General features: G+C 42.3%; 18 protein-coding genes and 1 tRNA gene. 6 read left to right on the plus strand and 13 right to left on the minus strand.

The annotated features are described in order from the left end of the window. Positions 1-95: 95 nt before the first annotated feature. On the minus strand, positions 96-686 hold the full coding sequence (locus FEF09_RS25255; RefSeq protein ID WP_146307692.1) for an RNA polymerase sigma factor: 591 nt from the start codon (positions 684-686) through the stop codon (positions 96-98). A 219-nt stretch (positions 687-905) separates the two neighbouring features. Further along, the gene (locus FEF09_RS25260; RefSeq protein ID WP_222597129.1) at positions 906-1679 is read right to left on the minus strand and encodes an NUDIX hydrolase; all 774 of its coding nucleotides are present in this window, start codon (positions 1677-1679) and stop codon (positions 906-908) included. A 188-nt stretch (positions 1680-1867) separates the two neighbouring features. Between FEF09_RS25260 and FEF09_RS33740 the strand changes: the two genes are divergently transcribed. The 4 genes from FEF09_RS33740 (at position 1868) to FEF09_RS25270 (ending at position 4142) form a co-directional block, all read left to right on the plus strand. Continuing rightward, on the plus strand, positions 1868-1999 hold the full coding sequence (locus FEF09_RS33740; protein WP_261387771.1) for a hypothetical protein: 132 nt from the start codon (positions 1868-1870) through the stop codon (positions 1997-1999). A gap of 453 nt (positions 2000-2452) precedes the next feature. Further along, on the plus strand, positions 2453-2803 hold the full coding sequence (locus FEF09_RS33745) for an SDR family NAD(P)-dependent oxidoreductase (protein WP_261387772.1): 351 nt from the start codon (positions 2453-2455) through the stop codon (positions 2801-2803). Next, positions 2800-3213, plus strand: coding sequence for an SDR family oxidoreductase (locus FEF09_RS33750; protein ID WP_261387773.1), 414 nt, complete (start codon positions 2800-2802; stop codon positions 3211-3213). The genes FEF09_RS33745 and FEF09_RS33750 overlap by 4 nt, the downstream gene beginning before the upstream one ends. A 173-nt stretch (positions 3214-3386) precedes the next feature. After that, positions 3387-4142: an SDR family NAD(P)-dependent oxidoreductase gene (locus tag FEF09_RS25270; protein ID WP_146307693.1), complete on the plus strand. Its 756-nt coding sequence runs from the start codon at positions 3387-3389 to the stop codon at positions 4140-4142. A 250-nt stretch (positions 4143-4392) separates the two neighbouring features. Here FEF09_RS25270 and FEF09_RS25275 read toward each other — a convergent pair whose 3' ends face one another. The 4 genes from FEF09_RS25275 to FEF09_RS25290 all read right to left on the minus strand — a co-directional run bounded on the left by FEF09_RS25275 (position 4393) and on the right by FEF09_RS25290 (position 8478). Then, positions 4393-5409 (minus strand): hypothetical protein, encoded by a 1017-nt coding sequence (locus tag FEF09_RS25275; protein ID WP_146307694.1) that lies wholly within the window; start codon positions 5407-5409, stop codon positions 4393-4395. A gap of 291 nt (positions 5410-5700) precedes the next feature. After that, entirely contained in the window at positions 5701-6597 is an 897-nt protein-coding gene (locus tag FEF09_RS25280; protein WP_146307695.1) for a hypothetical protein, read from the minus strand. Further along, entirely contained in the window at positions 6590-8311 is a 1722-nt protein-coding gene (locus tag FEF09_RS25285) for a P-loop NTPase fold protein (RefSeq protein WP_146307696.1), read from the minus strand. Before FEF09_RS25285 ends, FEF09_RS25280 begins: the two co-directional genes overlap by 8 nt. Before the next feature lie 82 nt (positions 8312-8393). Further along, a tRNA-Ser gene (locus tag FEF09_RS25290) sits at positions 8394-8478 on the minus strand. 147 nt (positions 8479-8625) lie between these two features. Here FEF09_RS25290 and FEF09_RS25295 point away from each other — a divergent pair. After that, on the plus strand, positions 8626-10659 hold the full coding sequence (locus tag FEF09_RS25295; RefSeq protein WP_146307697.1) for a gliding motility-associated C-terminal domain-containing protein: 2034 nt from the start codon (positions 8626-8628) through the stop codon (positions 10657-10659). A gap of 27 nt (positions 10660-10686) precedes the next feature. Here FEF09_RS25295 and FEF09_RS25300 read toward each other — a convergent pair whose 3' ends face one another. The 6 genes from FEF09_RS25300 to FEF09_RS25325 form a co-directional block, all read right to left on the minus strand. Further along, entirely contained in the window at positions 10687-11142 is a 456-nt protein-coding gene (locus tag FEF09_RS25300) for a MerC domain-containing protein (protein ID WP_146307698.1), read from the minus strand. 483 nt (positions 11143-11625) lie between these two features. Further along, entirely contained in the window at positions 11626-12201 is a 576-nt protein-coding gene (locus tag FEF09_RS25305; RefSeq protein WP_146307699.1) for a histidine phosphatase family protein, read from the minus strand. A gap of 57 nt (positions 12202-12258) precedes the next feature. Next, complete coding sequence (locus tag FEF09_RS25310; protein ID WP_146307700.1) at positions 12259-12927, minus strand: response regulator transcription factor; 669 nt, start codon at positions 12925-12927, stop codon at positions 12259-12261. Between the two features lie 58 nt (positions 12928-12985). Further along, a complete protein-coding gene (locus tag FEF09_RS25315) occupies positions 12986-13726 on the minus strand; it encodes a sensor histidine kinase (RefSeq protein WP_146307701.1) in 741 nt (246 codons plus the stop codon). A 36-nt stretch (positions 13727-13762) separates the two neighbouring features. Then, complete coding sequence (locus tag FEF09_RS25320; protein WP_146307702.1) at positions 13763-14425, minus strand: hypothetical protein; 663 nt, start codon at positions 14423-14425, stop codon at positions 13763-13765. A gap of 24 nt (positions 14426-14449) precedes the next feature. Next, positions 14450-14962: a hypothetical protein gene (locus FEF09_RS25325; protein WP_146307703.1), complete on the minus strand. Its 513-nt coding sequence runs from the start codon at positions 14960-14962 to the stop codon at positions 14450-14452. A 376-nt stretch (positions 14963-15338) separates the two neighbouring features. On the opposite strand from FEF09_RS25325, the gene FEF09_RS25330 reads away from it, so the two are divergent. Further along, entirely contained in the window at positions 15339-15989 is a 651-nt protein-coding gene (locus tag FEF09_RS25330; RefSeq protein ID WP_186774519.1) for a MarR family winged helix-turn-helix transcriptional regulator, read from the plus strand. Here the strand turns inward: FEF09_RS25330 and FEF09_RS25335 are convergent, their stop codons facing one another. Further along, positions 15990-17447, minus strand: a complete 1458-nt coding sequence (locus FEF09_RS25335) for a PLP-dependent aminotransferase family protein (protein WP_146307705.1) — start codon at positions 17445-17447, stop codon at positions 15990-15992. Between the last annotated feature and the right edge of the window lies 1 nt (position 17448).

A 17448-nucleotide genomic window follows, 5' to 3' on the forward strand; every position in this document is an offset into this window, starting at 1 on the left:
ATATAGCCAAACAAAATGAATGATACCCTACCTTAATTTTAAGAAATTATTAAAAAATATGAAATTCCGGGTGTAGAGTCCTGTAGAAGGAGCAATTAGTGTTTCATGCCTGACAATAACAGCAGTATAATAGTGAAGCGTGATCCAAAACGGGATCTTAGTACCTTTAGCGCAGTGGTGATATGTTTTTCAACCGCCTTTTCTGAAATGTTCAGATATTCCGCGATTTTTTTATTGGTCAGGTGTTGTTCCCGGCTCATCCTGAAGATCAACTGACATTTGGGGGGAAGTGAATGAATGGTTGTTTCCAGTTCCTGCCGGAGTTTTTCCAGATCGAAACGGATTTCTACGGGTAACTGTTGTGCTGGCGTCTCTTTCGCGAACGCATCATTTCTTTGTTGTTCTCTTGATCTTTTTGCCAGTCGGTTGATGACCTCAAATTTTACAGCTACTGCGAAATAATGTTCAAAATTGACGTTTAGCTCAAACTTTTCCCTACGCTTCCATAGATTCAGGAAGATATCCTGAACCGTTTCTTCTGCCTCGTTGACGTCTCCTAAGCGCTTGCCTGCGATGGCAAGCAATTTGTCCCAATAGGTCTGATAGACCACTTTAAAGGCAGCTTCGTCACCGGCCTTCAACAGGTCGGCCAACTCCGGATCCGTGAGCTTGTTATAATACGTCATCTTCTCCCGAACAATATAATAATTAAATTTGACAGTGACTTTCAAATGAAAGTGTCATGCATGAAAGTCCCCTGACATGCTATAATAAGCGATCAATCATCATTGATGGCTATACATGCAATTTCCACACGATGGAAATATGCGTCATTCTGGTTGATCGTTTGCCTGTGTCAGCTTATTTATCTGTAGTATTGTTTTTAACTTAATACCAGTCCCTCTTTAAAGCCAGGTCATATCTTTCTTTGTCAAAGCTATATAATGTGGTGAGCGATGTGCTCCGATGCTCCGCTTTTCTTCCAGTTTTTTCAGCAATTTGAGTGCAAGCAGCTTTTTAGGAAAGTTGCTGACGTCGAGCTTTTTCCCCAATAATGTTTCATATAATGCATGGATCTCACCCAGTGTAAATTTTTCCGGCAGCATATTGAGCCCGATCGGATAATGATACAGGTGCAATCGCATCGTATGCATGGCTTCCCTTACCATTTCATCATGGTCATATTCCAGCGGCGGCAGATTGTTGATATCAAACCATGCACAGGCCTCCGTACTGAAGTCCGTTTGTAGTTTAGTTTTTGAAAAATCTGTGATGGCATAAAAGCCAACAGATATCGTTTGATTGATAAGCCAGTTGCCCTCCCAGGATGACAGTCCGGTTTGTTCCAGCCACTTTTTCTTATCGAATTTATCAAACTGTATACGGTCCGGATCGCCAAAAGTCTTGAATTGCTGCAGAAACAGATTGTCAACGCCGGTACGGTCCTTTATATTACGATTGGCAGCATCTACCAACTTCTCAGCACGTTTAATATATCCCCCCGGTAAGGACCAGTTATCGATATTTCTATGTTTGATAAGTAGCAATTTGAGCTGCTGCTCATGGTATCCAAATATAGCACAGTCGATAGTAACGTGAGGAATATAATACAGATGTCCGTTGAGTATAAAATCCTGAATTCTTCTTCTGTTGCATCTCCAAAAATAACGTTTTCCCACGTCGGAAAACGCTCCTTATAAATTTATTTAGTAAAATTTACTAAATAATGAAATATTGTGTCTATATTCATTTAGTAAAATTTACTAAATGTAACAGGTGTCAGATTATTAATCCGATAATGCAACTATGTCAATATGATTGACGAATTGTAAAAACATCAAATACCAACTACCAAAAACTAAAACACATGAAAAAACTGAAAGCAAACGCTTGTGCTGTTTATCAGCCTTTTTGCCGTATCTGGCATAAAAGCGCAAACAAAGATTTTTATCCCGGCACATGGGACGTTATGATATTTGGCACTCCTACGGTGATGTAAAAAGGACCTTCGTGCTTGAAAGAAAGGATGGTAAACTGGGTGGGGTCATAAGGACTCAACCGGTGCAGAACTGACGAAGATTACAAAAGTGACTGAAAATGGTAAGACAGCGGCAATCGACTTTACCTCTCAGGATTATGATGTAACCCTGACAATAGACCGGTTGATGAAGATCATGTGAAAGGTAATCTGGCCGGTTTTACGACTACGGGTGTCCGTAGAAAAGAACATTGATAAAATCAGTTATTGCTGATGATTGAAGACCTTTTATAATGGGGGCCGCATTTTAAAACAGAAAGGGAACACTTACATAAGTGTTCCCTTTTTTGTGCCCTGATGTATAGAAGTATCTGGCAATTTAAAACCATCAATTGTCCTATCATAACCATTGAATGGCTACTCTTCAATGTTACTGGCTGCTATAGTTTTGTGTCTGCAATTAAACAATAGAATATGTCAGTATCAAAGACAGTAGCACTGGTCACCGGCGGAAGTCGTGGCCTTGGCAGCAACATCGCTTTAAAATTAGCCGCTCAGGGAACAGCTGTTATTATTACCTATAATACCAGAAAAGACGAAGCCCTGAAAGTTGTTGAACAGATAAACAACACAGGAGTACATGCTGTTGCATTACAGCTCAGCACAGAGCATACAGACTCATTTCCCGGATTCTTTAACACACTGGCTGATGTACTGCAGACAGACTTTCAAACCGATCGTTTTGACTATCTGATCAACAATGCCGGAATAGGATTGCATATGCCTTTTGAAAAACAACAGAAGCGCAGTTTGATCTGCTCATGAATGTCCTGTTCAAAGGGTATACTTTTTCACACAACAGGCGCTTCCATACCTTCGGGATGGTGGTGCTATCGTTAATCTGTCCAGCAGACGGCACAATCTGGTGTACCCGGTTATTCCGCATATGCATCTATGAAGCTGCCGTTGAGACGCTTAGCCGTTATCAGGCGAAAGAACTAGGCGCCCGGCGTATCCGTGTGAATGCAATAGCTCCCGGACCAACTGCAACAGATTTCGGTGGCGGTATTGTAAAAGACAATGTACAATTCAGAGCAAACGTAACCGCATTGACCGCATTAGGTCGTGTAGGAGAACCGGATGATATCGGTGGAGTAGTAGCCTTCTTATGTACCGATGCGGCCAGATGGGTCACCGCACAACGTATAGAGGTATCTGGTGGTATGAATATTTAACAGACAGGTCTGGTCTGAATTGATATGCGCCGGACAGCTTCCTTGCCGGAGGAATGTGCTGGTATCATATTAGTTACCTTGTTACCGCTATGTTACTGTTACTTTTGTTACAAGGTTACTAATGTAAACCTCGTCTCCCTAACTTTGTAGCTCAGGAATTAAATCAATAGAAAATGGGAAAGTTAAATAACAAAGTAGCACTGGTAACAGGAGCATCAAAAGGAATCGGAGCAGCTATTGCTAAATACCTTGCAGCAGAAGGAGCAAAGGTAGTTGTAAATTATGCGTCCGATAAAGAAGGAGCAGAGAAGGTACTGAAAACGATTACTGATAATGGAGGAACAGCTATTGCTGTGCAGGCCGATGTAGCAAATGAGGCTGATGTCAACAGACTGTTTGACGAGACTAAAAATGCTTTTGGAGGTTTGGATGTGTTGATAAATAATGCAGGTATCTATCAATATGAACCCATTGAACAGGTGTCAGCAACCTCATTTCATCAGCAATTCAATATCAATGTCTGGGGATCTATTCTTACAATACAGGGATCGTTGAAACTGTTCGGTGATAAAGGTGGAAACATTATCAATATCAGTTCCGTCGCCGGTAGAACGCCTATGGCAACAGGATCCGTGTATTCTGCCTCAAAGGCGGCATTAGATGCTATCACAGTTGCTTTATCAAAAGAACTGGGCGCAAGGAAAATCCGGATCAATTCTCTTTTGCCGGGTTCTGTAGAAACTGAAGGCACACACACCTCTGGTGTAATGGGGAGTGATTTTGAGAAAGTACTAGTGGCCAATACGCCGCTCGGTCGTATGGGACAACCTGATGATATTGCAAAAGTAGCAGCGTTTTTAGCTTCTGATGATTCAGCATGGATGACAGGAGAGCTGCTTGCTGCTTCCGGTGGTATCTATGGATTCTAAGTGATGCAATGTCAATTCCTGCCGATAAAGTATAACAGGGTGTAATCAATTGCACCGACCAATTTAATATGGGCTTTCCAATCAGGAAGGCCCATATTTTTTATTGCTGTCACGCTCCCGGAATATCGATACGCATTTTTATTTTTCCGTATTGCGTAATAGCAGAGCTTTTTTCTAATATACGTTTGTGAGCCAGGCCATTTACCATTACGGTGAATGGCCTGTTTTATATATGGCTGTTCTATAATCTTTATAACAGCTGTAGTGCAACCCACGCCGCAAATTCGGCTGCCTTTAAATCGAAGGTAATCTGATCCGTTTCAAATGGCTGACCATTAATGTCTGTGATGCTGGTACCTTCTCCTTCTGGTGGACGATGATTTACGTCAATAGAGTGTCGCCAATAATTTGCGTGATCCGTCCATTCCTCCTGATTTACCAGCTCAGGAGATCCGGCCCAGAGGTTCCAGATCAGAGTATTGCTTTCTTGTAACAGATTACCGGAGCCCAGATTGAAAAGTTCCATTACCTTCTCATTAAACTCGTTGACGTGCGAATCAGAGCTGGGTTCTACAGCTCCTATGATTACCCCTAAATTTGCAACGGCCCACGCATACTCCTTCCAGTGGTTAGCACGTTCAGGGAAAGGATAGTTTGGATATTCTCCCATCCGTACCTGAATGATGTCGTTAGTACCGTCCTGATTAGAGGTCTTCAACCTGATACCTTTGGCTTTACTAAGCGGCAACAAATCAGACCATTTGTCGTTCAGTTTAACGAGCTGTTGCCATAAAAAACTGTCCGCATTATCCGGGCTGAACCAGATGGTAGGTTTGATCGTTATATCTGCTGCAAATAACGCTTCTTTAGATGCCAGCTCGTTCATCCAGCCTCTGTTTCCGGTAACAGTAACTTCAACGTTCAATGTTAAGCCCAGCGACGGAATATATACGCCTTGTTGCGGACATATGATAGACCAGACCCTTCCGGTATTATCGTATCCGAGTCTTGATATATCCGGCGCAAACATCTGATACATCCTTGTTGTAGGATCTCCTCTCTGCGTTTCCCAGCTGAATTCAGGCCATTTGGCTCTCAGCATACGGTTAATGCTGGGAATGTTGTCCATATTCCCCTCAAAAGGAAGTGATGCAAGAAGTGCTGAATTTGGATAAGGTTGTTCAGGTGGTTGAGTAGAAAAGCCGCCAATCCATCCTGCGGGGATAAATGATTGTTGTTGGGTGTCCGTGGGGGGGGGGTGTTGCATGTTTTTTTGAAATTTAGATGATTATTTGAGTGTTACTGACAAACTAGTGGTATAAGTTATGAGCGCGTCAAGGGTTTGATTTATGGGGATAAATAAAGTAGTATGAGTACTAAGTGATTTTTATCGGGGAAAAAGGTATTTATTTATTCGAAGATTAATGAAATTAGTTTTGTTCAAAGTAGCTAAAAGTGTTAGAGATATAAATAAGATCGAACAATTTTGGGCAATAACGGGCCTTGCAGACATATACGATATGCCTGTTATGAAAATGAATATAGCGGTTTAGTTGGATTATAAATGCTTGTGAAGTTTGGATGCCATTGTGTTTGTTTTTAACTTCACATACTTATGTGTATCTATTCTATCTCTGGTTGACTGATATTTATTCAAAAAAGCAATGATATCAATGATTAAATTTCGTTCTTCTACTGAGTAATTAGGCCGATTTATTTCCGTTTCTAGTATTTCAATAAGTCTGTCATGGGTGCCAAAGGTTTGTGTATAAAAAGGCTCAGGAACATAAAACGGTACACGCTCAGTCATCCCGCTTGGATAACTATATAACGGTCTGATGAAAATCTTTAAATATGAAATGAGATCTGGTTCTTTGAATTGCCCTTGACCTAATATTTTATCACGCATTATTTTATTAGCATCCGGATCTAGTTTCACCGTTACATCAATATCCAAAAAACTATTGCAATAGATATTGATGGCTTCATCGTCAATGCCTTTTTCATTTAAGTGCTGTACAAGTAAGTATTCATTGGCTTCGAGCAGCTTTTTATGAGGAGTAATACTTGTTATATTTTGTTCTTCAGTATTTCCCCGTCCATAAATAATCGACCGGAATAATTTCTGTAAAAAGAAGGATGTATTTACATAAGGAAAAACTGCCCCATCTTTAATTGTTTCAATGAATATAGCTCCGTATTTCTCTTTTGATTTATCGACGGCATCGTAGCCTATCTTGTCTTTATATATTTTATCAATAAGAACGGCTGATGCAGTTTCCGTATATTTTGACTTCTCAATCAAAACAAGCAGGAATACAATATAATTCCTGAGCGCTTTTTCACTACTGATTTTAGAACCAGCTGTGTTTTCGAGTTGCTCAATTAATGAATAATCCGTACCATTCTCAATTTCAGCTGTAACTGTGTCAGTTATTTCCTTAAACTTATTCATGTCCGAGTAAATTATCAATTGCTGTTGTTGAGAGGCTGCTCTTTGCAACAGTATAAATAAAGTAGCTGTCGAAGCTATTCACGATACTAATAGCCTTATCTGATTTCAGATCACTTGTTTCAGGAATATCAAACAATGCTTTTGCCAAATTTGTGATTGATTCATTCCCGAATAAACTCCTTATCTTTTGGGATTGAGGTTTATACCGTAAGATACCTTTGTCCTCATATTTTTCCAGAAAATTTTCACTATCTGCAATCAGTTCGTATGTATCACTATCTTTCAATTTAATCGCCTCAAGTATGAACAAGTCCGGTAAGTAGATATTAGGACCATTCAATTCCAGACCTACTAATATCGCATTGACAAATTTGATGATATCCCGTTTGTTTTTGCAAATATTTGGAATTTCATTGCTCACTAAATTTGTCTTTATAGTCTTATTAGATGTATTAAAGATTAGCCTGTCCAGTTGTTTTATATATTCCTTTTTTTCACTGTCGATCAATCGTATTTTATCAAATCCCTGCACAAATGTTTTCAAAAGTATCTCTGATATAATTCTATGCTGAATTTTCGGTAACACCAATTCCAGATCAAATATCTTTTCAAGATAGCGTTCAGGATCAAACAGCTTATTTACTGTGAGCGCATTTTTTATGTAATTCTTATCATATGCCACAATAAAAGTAATTCTCGGAAAATTACCTGTGTTACGTATCAACCTTAATACCTCACTCACTTCTAAATTATCCAGCCGATCAAGGTCATCGATGATAAAATAGATCTTCCTGTTAACTCTTTTTATCAGTTCGCTGATTTGCTCGAACTGTTCCTGTAGCGATTTCTCCTTTACAAAAAGACCAGAGACATTTTTAAAGATATTCTTGTCGTTATCGACCTTTGAGATCTGTTCACCATATTTCGCAATCATATTCGAAGTATCTATGTACTTCGACAGTTCATCTTCTAATATCTGGAAGAAATCGTGTGTAAGGCTTTGCTTTTTAATAGATAACCATGGATTGTATTGAACACAGATGACATTTTCTTCTTGCTTAAGACGCTTTTCAATCAATTTTAGTAAAGAACTTTTGCCGTACCCCCACGAACTGTTTATACCTATTGCAAATCCTTTACTGGTATCAAAAGCAATGTTTCTGAGTATAACCAGTAGTTTTTGAAAGAATTCCTGCCGCTCATACTGGTCATTGCCGATGTCCTCAATAGGCTGATCCATATTGAGAAAGGTTTGATTTGCCGGATACACTGACGGTTTAACTTTATTTATAAACGCGCACACTGTACCAATTGTCAGCAAGAGATATGCCGGATCAAATATCGTTACAGACTTCAGATAGCATATGTCTGAGAGCGACGCCATATGGTAATTATTGACAAAGAAACGCTCACGCCAATATAAGTAACAAAGACCAGCCGGGATGGCGATGGTGAGTACTGATGCCTTGTAGACATTTTTTGCCAGTTTTTGATATCCCCAACAGGCAGTGGCAATGAATAAAGCAGTATAAACCGGTAGGATCAGAGGGTAGGTGCCCTTGCGATTGTATTTAGATAATACGGGTTCTATTACAAGACTGTTAAATAATCCGGATAATTCATCGCTAAAAAGCCCGGCAATGATTACAAGCAGGCCAACAATAAAGAATTGTTCCAGCTTCCAGTCTTCTTTCTTCCATTTGAAGCTTATCATAGGGAAACAATCAAAAATTATCAAAATGCAAAAACCTTCAGATTTTCGTCTGAAGGTTTTCCAAATCTTTCGATTTTCTCTGCGGAGAAAGAGGGATTCGAACCCCCGGACCTGTTACAGTCAACAGTTTTCAAGACTGCCGCAATCGACCGCTCTGCCATTTCTCCGCTGCAAAAGTATAAAACTGGTCGAACTTTCAAAAAAAATCTTTTTAAGATACATATTCATCTATTTAAAATCCTTTGTCAGATTGGTTTTGCTCGGGAAAAAAAACTATTTTTAGGCATTACAGATACCCACTACGGACCATAAACATGCAATCTAAACTCAGCTTCCTGTACCCAATTTTTATCCTGCTGTTTGCCAACATTGTTAGAACGCAGGCACAGACCACTTGCACAGGGATTGGTCAGAATGCTTCCACGGCTTTCCCCGTCTGTGGAACAAAAGTCTTTAGCCAGGAGTCCGTTCCTATCTGTGGTGGCAGACCTATTCTGGGTCCCGGTTGTAATGGTAGCGGTGATGGTGGACACACAGATATCAACCCCTTCTGGTATAAATTTACCTGCTATAAAGGCGGTACCCTCGGCTTTAAGATTACGCCGAAAGTCCTTGAGGATGACTATGACTGGCAGATCTTTGATATCACCGGACATAATCCCAATGACGCCTATACAGACCGCAGTCTGTATGTATGTATGAACTGGTCGGGAGAAGGCGGCGTAACGGGCGCTTCCGGCGCAGGAACTTCTTTTGATATCTGCGGCGGCCTTGGAATGCCTTTGTTCAGTAAAATGCCTACCCTCATAGAAGGTCATGAATACCTTTTATTGCTCAGCCACTTTACCCAGTCACAGTCAGGATATGACCTCGAGTTTGGTGGGGGAACTGCCGATATCACCAGTCCGGGCATACCTGCTATTAAATGGGCCAGTTACTATTGCCATGATAATACCATCGGTATTAAACTCAGCAAAGAAACCTTGTGTAAGACTTTGACTACCAATGGTACCGAGTTTATCTTTACCAGTGGTACCGGTACAGTAGTCGGTGCTACAGGCGTGAACTGCAGCAACGGATTTGATGCTGATTCAATATTGATAAAGACCAGTGCGCCGCTGGCACCAGGTAATTATACCATCGCGGTGAAGAACGGTAGTGATGGAAATACAATACTCGATATCTGTGGGAATGGTCTGGCAGTAGGGGAGAGCGCGAGCTTCCGGGTTGAAGTACCACCTGATGTGTTGCTGATCAATACCATAACTCCGGGCTGTGCGCCGGAGAAAATAAAGATTCCTTTGTCAGTGCCGATACGTTGTGGTTCTATTGCACCCAATGGAAGTGATTTCCGTTTGAGTGGATCGCCTGCAGCCAGTATCCGCAGTGCTACAGGGATCTGTAACAGTAATAATCTGACAGACACCGTAGTGATAGAATTTACGCAGCCATTATACAGAGAAGGCAATTATTCCATCACTCTGACTACCGGTTCCGATGGTACGCCGATATTAGGAGAGTGCGGACAGCCAGCTCCTTTGGGACAAGTAGTGAATTTTCATACAGTCGATACAGTATCAGCAGATTTCGATTTCGGACTGAATAGAAACTGTAAGTTAAGTGTCCTTGATCTGACGCATAATGGCGCCAATAGCGTAAACTACTGGCACTGGACTTTCGACAGTACCGATCATCGTTATACACAGAACGTAAACAAAGTATATGGTGATTTCGGCATTAAAAAGGTATCCCTGCTGGTGTCCAACGGCGTATGCCGCGATTCCGTTTATAGGGAGATCAATCTGGAAAGGACTCTGGGAGCGATCTTCAGTGTAGATCCCGGACCTTATTGTCCGATGGATGTCGTATCACCAAAGAATGAAAGCTTCGGTAACATCGTGTCTTATCTGTGGGATTATGGAAACGGTATTACCAGCATAGATGCAACACCTCTGCCACAGCAATATTATCCTACAAGAAAGGAACAGGATTATCGTATCCGCCTGATTGTACTGGATACACAGAACTGTCTGGATACGGCAGATCATGTGATCAAAGCAGTTACCAGCTGCTATATTGATGTGCCTACGGCATTTTCACCCAACAATGATGGTAAGAATGATTTTCTGTATCCTCTGAGTGCCTATAAAGCGACAGATCTTGAGTTCTCAGTATATAACCGTGTAGGTCAACTCGTATTCCATTCCACCAACTGGACACAGAAATGGGACGGTACAGTGAAAGGATTACCTGCCGATATAGGTACTTATGTCTGGATGTTACGTTATACGATCACAGATACCGGTAAGAAGGTATTTAAGAAAGGTACTACCGTACTGCTGCGTTAGCAGTGGTACGGTCCGCCTTTTGACGGGTCAGGCTGCTATAGAAGAAGAGGCAGTAGTATGACTGGTAGCAGTATGTACTTCACAATTGCGGCAGCCTCTCCAGTTTTTAACGTGTGCGGTGATCAGTAATGCTGCCCCGGTCAGTTTTAGCCCCATTTCAAAAGCGCTGCCATGAATAAAGTTAGCCGCAATCATCAGCGTCAGACCAACCCCGAAATATACCACCACGGACTTCTGCCCATGGACGCGTTTATATCCTTTCCAGATGGCCCAGCCACCTATACTCATTGATACGACGATTGTCAGCACTTCCAGCATGACATTTTTTAGAATATCTATATCAAACAGGGTCAGTGTAGTGAAGATTACCGGCAGGAGTACACAATGTATAGCGCAGGCCAGCGAGGCCCCTATGCCGATTGCATCCCACTTCATTTCGTAAGCATGACCATTCTCCTTATGTCTTTCTGATATCTTTTCCATGATTCCTCTTTTCGTTCTGCGGGTAACAAAAGTAGTTAAATGAAACGGTGATGCAAAAAATAATTACTATCGGCGCAGAATGCCTGACTATGGCTGATTTGCCTATTCTTTCTTCAATATATATCCTTATTATATCGGCATTACAGCCTTATTTCTTCGTCCGCGGACGTGCAAATACCGGTACAATAGCGGAGTAGTAACGGTATAATGGACAATTAAGGTCCGGGACAACGGACAAACACACCCTTTGCGGATAAATAGATGGGAATCTGACCCCTCTGAGGGGGTAATTGGTCATAAAATGATCCTGATAAGTAGGGGATCTCCCGGAGATGCTCCCGGTATACGCCCGGTATACGTCGGGTATAGAGCATGTCAAACAGCTTTTAGGGAGAATAGGGGGCATTCAGGACAAATGTACTTTTAAGGCAAAAAAAAGTGCCGGTATTAACCGGCACTCATATGAATTTGTGATAATATCTTCTAAACAAGGTGAGCTGTACAATTGTACAATTCACATTCCCATACATCGTCATCTACCGTAAAACGCGTAACGGAGGTATTTTTCAGATTTGAATCCTGTACCAGACTGGGTGCCAGTTTTTTCAGCAGATGGCGGATAAAGCTGCCATGGCTTACAATAATAATATGTTTGCCGGCATGCTCCTGCATCATATCATCCAGAAAAGCCATACCACGGGTCAAAACAGCCTGTTCCGTCTCCATACCCAGCTCCAGCTGACGCCAGCCGGTACCCCATTTAGCGATCCTGTCAGCCTCAGTGGTACCCTCTGTCTGACCACCGGACACTTCCATGATACGCCTGTCTTCGCGGATATCAGTGATGCCGAGTTCAGTAGCAATGATTTCACCTGTCTTTTTTGCGCGGGATAACTGACTGGTATAAATAATATCCCAGGGTTCGTCAGAAAGCCGTAAGCCCAGTTTTCTGGCCTGTTCAAGTCCTTCATTGTCCAGAGCTACATCTGTGCTCCCCTGCATTTTCCCTTCTTTGTTCCATGCTGTACTTCCGTGACGGATCAGGGCTATACGTGTCATAGGCTCTCTTATGTTGGTTGCCGCAAATATACGCACAGATCCGCAGGAATGGAAACCTCAGAGCAGTTCTGCCTCACTGATGAGATTGTTTTTCAGGGCGAAAACTACTACACCAGCAGTATTCTTGACATTCATTTTTTCCAGTATGCGGGTGCGGTGTCCTTCAACGGTACGCTTACTGAGGAATATTTTATCACCGATTTCCTGCGCTGTAAATTGCTGACAGATAAGTCGGATAATCTCTTTTTCCCTGTCGGTGAAAGTAACCGGATTATTCTCCCGGGAAGGATTAAAACGGCTTTTAACGATCATCGCTGCCAGCCTGGCCGAAGTCTGCCGGCAATAAAAAATATGATCTTCATACACACTGTTGATGGCTTCGATGATCTCCTGTTTGTCTGCATTTTTCAACAGATAACCTTTTGCACCTGCTTCCAGCATTTCTACGATAAGCTCTTCTTCATCAAACATGGATAAAGCAATAATCTTGATATCCGGATTACGTTGCAGTAATGCACGGGTTGCAGTAATGCCATCCATCAGTGGCATTTTCAGGTCAGTCATGACTACGTCCGCTTCGACGCTTGTCAGTAATTCCAGTAATTCCCTGCCATTGTTGGCCTGCCCTACAAGGGTAATGTCAGGTTGTCTCGAAAGCATTAATGCAAGTCCGTCTCGGAATATCTCATGATCGTCAGCTATCACTAATCGGATGTCGTGATTCATTGATTGTTAGAATTGGGGTAAGTTGTGTGACCGGGATTAAACGTGCTATAAAGTTACATTATCCCACCGGAATTTTTACGAAATAGTTGGTGCCCTGACCCGGTACAGAATCGATAGATAGTGATCCCCGCAGGATGTCTGTACGGATAGCCAGACTTTTCATACCAAGTCCGGCAGATTCATTTCTGGCTTTTTTTACATCAAATCCGATCCCGTTTTCTTTGATCAGTACGAGATAAAAGCCGTTTTCTCTTGTCAGCACGATCTGTAATTGTGTAGCTTTGGCATGTTTCAGGGTATTGTGCGTGATCTCCTGTATAATACGGAAGATATGGATCTGTTTTTCAGGGGCAATGTCAATCTTACCGGAAGTGTGAAACTTAATCTCAAGCTCCTGTTTACCCGACAACTGACGAATGAACTCATGTAAAGCCTCCGTGAGGCCTTTACGCTCGAGTGTAGCTGGCAACAGGTTGTGCGATATCTGCCGCAATCCTTTGATCACCTCATCAATGTATCCGGAAGAACGGACAATGACCTGATGGTCTCTGTCATCTGCTACTTCAATACTATGAATATTGAGTTTGATGGTCGATAACAAAGGTCCCATACTGTCATGCAGATCAGCAGCAATCCTTTTCCGCTCATTCTCCAGAATAGTAATTTCCGCAACGATACGCTCCCGTTGCAGTTGTATGTACCGGCGATGATACAAAACAATAGAAATGACAAAGAATAGAATGATGATGGCTATCAGCAGCGAGATAAATATGGTGATATAAAATATTTTGTCGTCCATGGGGCATCATCATTTTGGGGGCGTTGTGGCTTTCGGCTATGCGTCGAAATGTTTGTTGAAATAGTAGGATGGCTTAACAGGTATGCACAGCACTGCTATTGCGTATATCAAATTTACAAAAGCATTGATATAATTAAACATAAAAATAATACGCAGCGATAGTACCGTATCGGAGCCTATAAACATCGATGCTTCATAGATGATCTGATAGATGAAGATGATGATAAATCCCATACAAACAAGGAACCGGGCATTCCTGAATAATGACTTGTTATCTTTTACAATCAGATAATTGATTTCGTTGATGCTGAGTAACACCGTCACAAAGGCATAGATAACCCGGAAATAAGGACTGAAAGTTTCTATTCTGTTGAAGAAGATATTCTCTGTAATCCATATCCCTCCCAGACCGGATAATAATCCGATAAAAAGCAGCCGCTTTCGCTTTAGCGTACCCCATACAAAGAACTGATACACGATCACAATAGACTCGGCAAGACCATACAGATTGAGGGGAACGGCATTACTGGTATGTAGTACACGGATGCAGATAAAGCCGATCGTTTCCGACAGGAATGCCAGTGAGAGGAGTAGCAGGAAGGGCTGAAAGCTTGCAACAGTTCTGTTGAAGCGTATCAGCCCTATTGCCAAAGGAATAATGACCAGCTGGCTTACCAGAAAGGCGCCTATATTATTCATCAGGACAAGGATAATGAGGGATGATTATAATGCACTTTTACAGAGAGGAGGACAACGCTGACCACTTTCCATGGCCTGATCCATTGAACCCGCTTTGGCAGACGAAACGCCCGGCACGTTGGCAGCTTTCTCCCTTGCTACAAGGGTAGTCAGAATATCTTTTCCCTCAGCATCCACAGGCAGTAGTACCAGTCTTACCTGACCCTTCTGATCTTTACCGAAATAGATGCGAAGTCCGTCAGCTCCTTTGGCATTGAGGATGGCGGCAATGGCATGGCGGTTAAACGTTTCTCCTTCAGGAATATTAAAAGCACTGTCAAGATAATTGCCACCCAGTTTGGCTTGTAACTCTTTTCGGCCGGCAAGATAACCCTGTCTCAGACTACGGGCTTCTTCAATTGGAATTACATGCTCGAAGGCTCTGCTCTGATCCAGAGGAATGTCGCCTTTTGGGGTGGAAGGACCATGGGTACATGCTGAAAGCGCGGCAATGGGGAAGGCCACGAAAAAGAAACGTATCATGTTACGGTGCTTCATAATAGCGGTTTTATGATGATTGAATATGTAAGCTAATAGATATGGCCGGCTTTATACCGGGTAGAAATGCTGAAAATAAAACGTATAAATACGTGATGGGGCGGGGCCGTTGTAAGTGTAATATAAAACAAATTCAAATTAAGCATTAACAATCAGTAATTACTTAATCTGCCATATGCCTGGTAACAAACAGACAACAGGTCTGACATCGTATTGCACCATCTGCTCCAACGGAAGCCTTTTAGAAGGTAAATTCCTGCATCCTGATTATCACATCCTGATTATTACTGGTCCAGACTACTCAAAAAAAACTAATATCTGGTACTTATATCAGTATTATCCACAATCTATTTTTGTCCTCCTTTTACATTTGACAATGAAGAAAACATCAGGCTTCAGTCCTGAGCAACAACTTACCTCGCTGGACGCAAGACTCTTGTTGTCATTACAGCGGCTGAGTGATATGCTCAAAGCCATGCAGTGGGAGCAGGCGAGAATACTGGGTATAACACCCTTACAATTACAGATATTATTATTCACAGGTCATCACACAGCCGAAGTGAACAAGGTCGCTTATATCGCTACCGAGTTACAACTAAGCCGTCCTACCGTCAGTGATGCAGCTGCAGCACTTGTCAGCAAAGGATTTCTGCGGATGGAAGAAGATATGCGTGACAGACGTAGTTATTCATTCCTGCTCACGGATACAGGCAGAGAAGTGTTGACACAGGCAGAACAATATATCGCCGAACTGGATACTATATTGCAAAAGAGACCTTTACAGGAGAAAAGCAGTTTATACCAGTCCGTTTACACAATCATTGCCGGTCTCTATGATAAAGAGAAAGGGGGAATGCAACGCATGTGTTATAGTTGCGCACATTACGAAGGCAACAAAAAAAGGCAGCATTACTGCCGCCTCTTTAAGAAAAAGTTGTTATCTGCAGAATTGCAGATCGATTGTATAGATCACTCCAGTTTATCAGGACCAGCCAGAGTCATATCATCATCCGATAATAACGGATAACTATAATTGCTGGATCACCTTTGCCAGTTTCCCCAATCCTTTAATAATACCTGTTTCATTCATTGACGCATAACCAAGCCGTAAGCCCGTAGCATGACTGTACTTAGGATTATAATAACTCAGCGGATTTACCAGATTCACACCAGCTGACTGCATCTTTTGTAATAACTGTTCAGATTCCACCTGTTTATACAACTGTAACCATATGGCCAGTCCTCCTTGTGGACGTGTATAATGCGCCTGTCCCGCAAAGACGGAATGTATAATGTTATGGGTCAGGTCCAGTCTTTTCATATATACGTAACGGGTATTATGAATGTGTTTCCTGATATCTCCGGCCACCATCAGATTGGCAATGGCCTGTTGTAAGATAGGATCGCCTTCTCTGTTGACAATACTACGATACGCAGCCAGCGACCTGATAAAGTCCGCAGGTCCACATACAAAGCTGATAGGGAGTGTATGCATCACCGATCCTATGTAGATCACATTGTTTGCATGTGGCATTCCCGCCAATGGTATGTAGTGTGTATGGAAATGATACTCATGATCATAATCATCTTCTATGATCATAAAGTTATATTGCTCACTCAACGCCAGCAGTTGCTGCCGCTTCTCAACAGATAAGGTAGTCGTGGTAGGATACTGATGATGTGGCGTAATATATAATGCCTTCAGAGGTGTTTGCTGACAACGCAATTCCAGCTCGTCCAGATTGATACCTTGTTCATCAGAATGGACATAGTGTAACTGGGCACCTGCCATGGCAAATGCCTGCCATGCCGGCTGATATCCGGGATGCTCAACAGCTACATGATCACCGGGAGATAAAAGAGTCTGGGCCGTCAGGTATAATGCCATCTGCCCGCCCTGCGTAATACATATATTCTCTGTCGTTACTGCCAGTCCGCGGTCATTATTTAACATCGTGTTGATCTCCTGCAACAGATACTCATTCCCGCGCTCACTATTGTTATTATATATAGTACGCTGGTCATCCTGCTGCACAAGCCTTCTGCATTCCCTTGTGATTTCTGCAACAGGGATCAGCTTGAGGTCTGGCAGACCATCATCAAATATTATATCGTAATTACCACTCGGATTGGATGGGGGGAGAGAGATATTCACATGACGGAAAGGGATCTGGAGGGGCTGTTTCGGAGGCGTTTCCTGTCCCGGTGGCCCCGTATGCCCTGAAGGCATGCTATCACTGACCCGGGTGCCACTCTTATAATGAGAAGTGAGCCATCCCGCGGCTATAAGCTGGTCATACACAAGCATGACCGTATTCCTGTTAACTTTAAGTTGCTGAGCCAGCACCCTGGAACCTGGCAATAAGGCTCCCGGGAGAAGCCTGCCTCTCACGATTTCATTAATTATATATGCTTTGATCTGCTGGTATATCGGCTCATTCTTGTTGAACGACAACTGGATCTGCACATGCCTGTAACTCTTCATA

This window comes from Chitinophaga pinensis (genome assembly GCF_007896845.1).
Classification (GTDB): domain Bacteria; phylum Bacteroidota; class Bacteroidia; order Chitinophagales; family Chitinophagaceae; genus Chitinophaga; species Chitinophaga pinensis_C.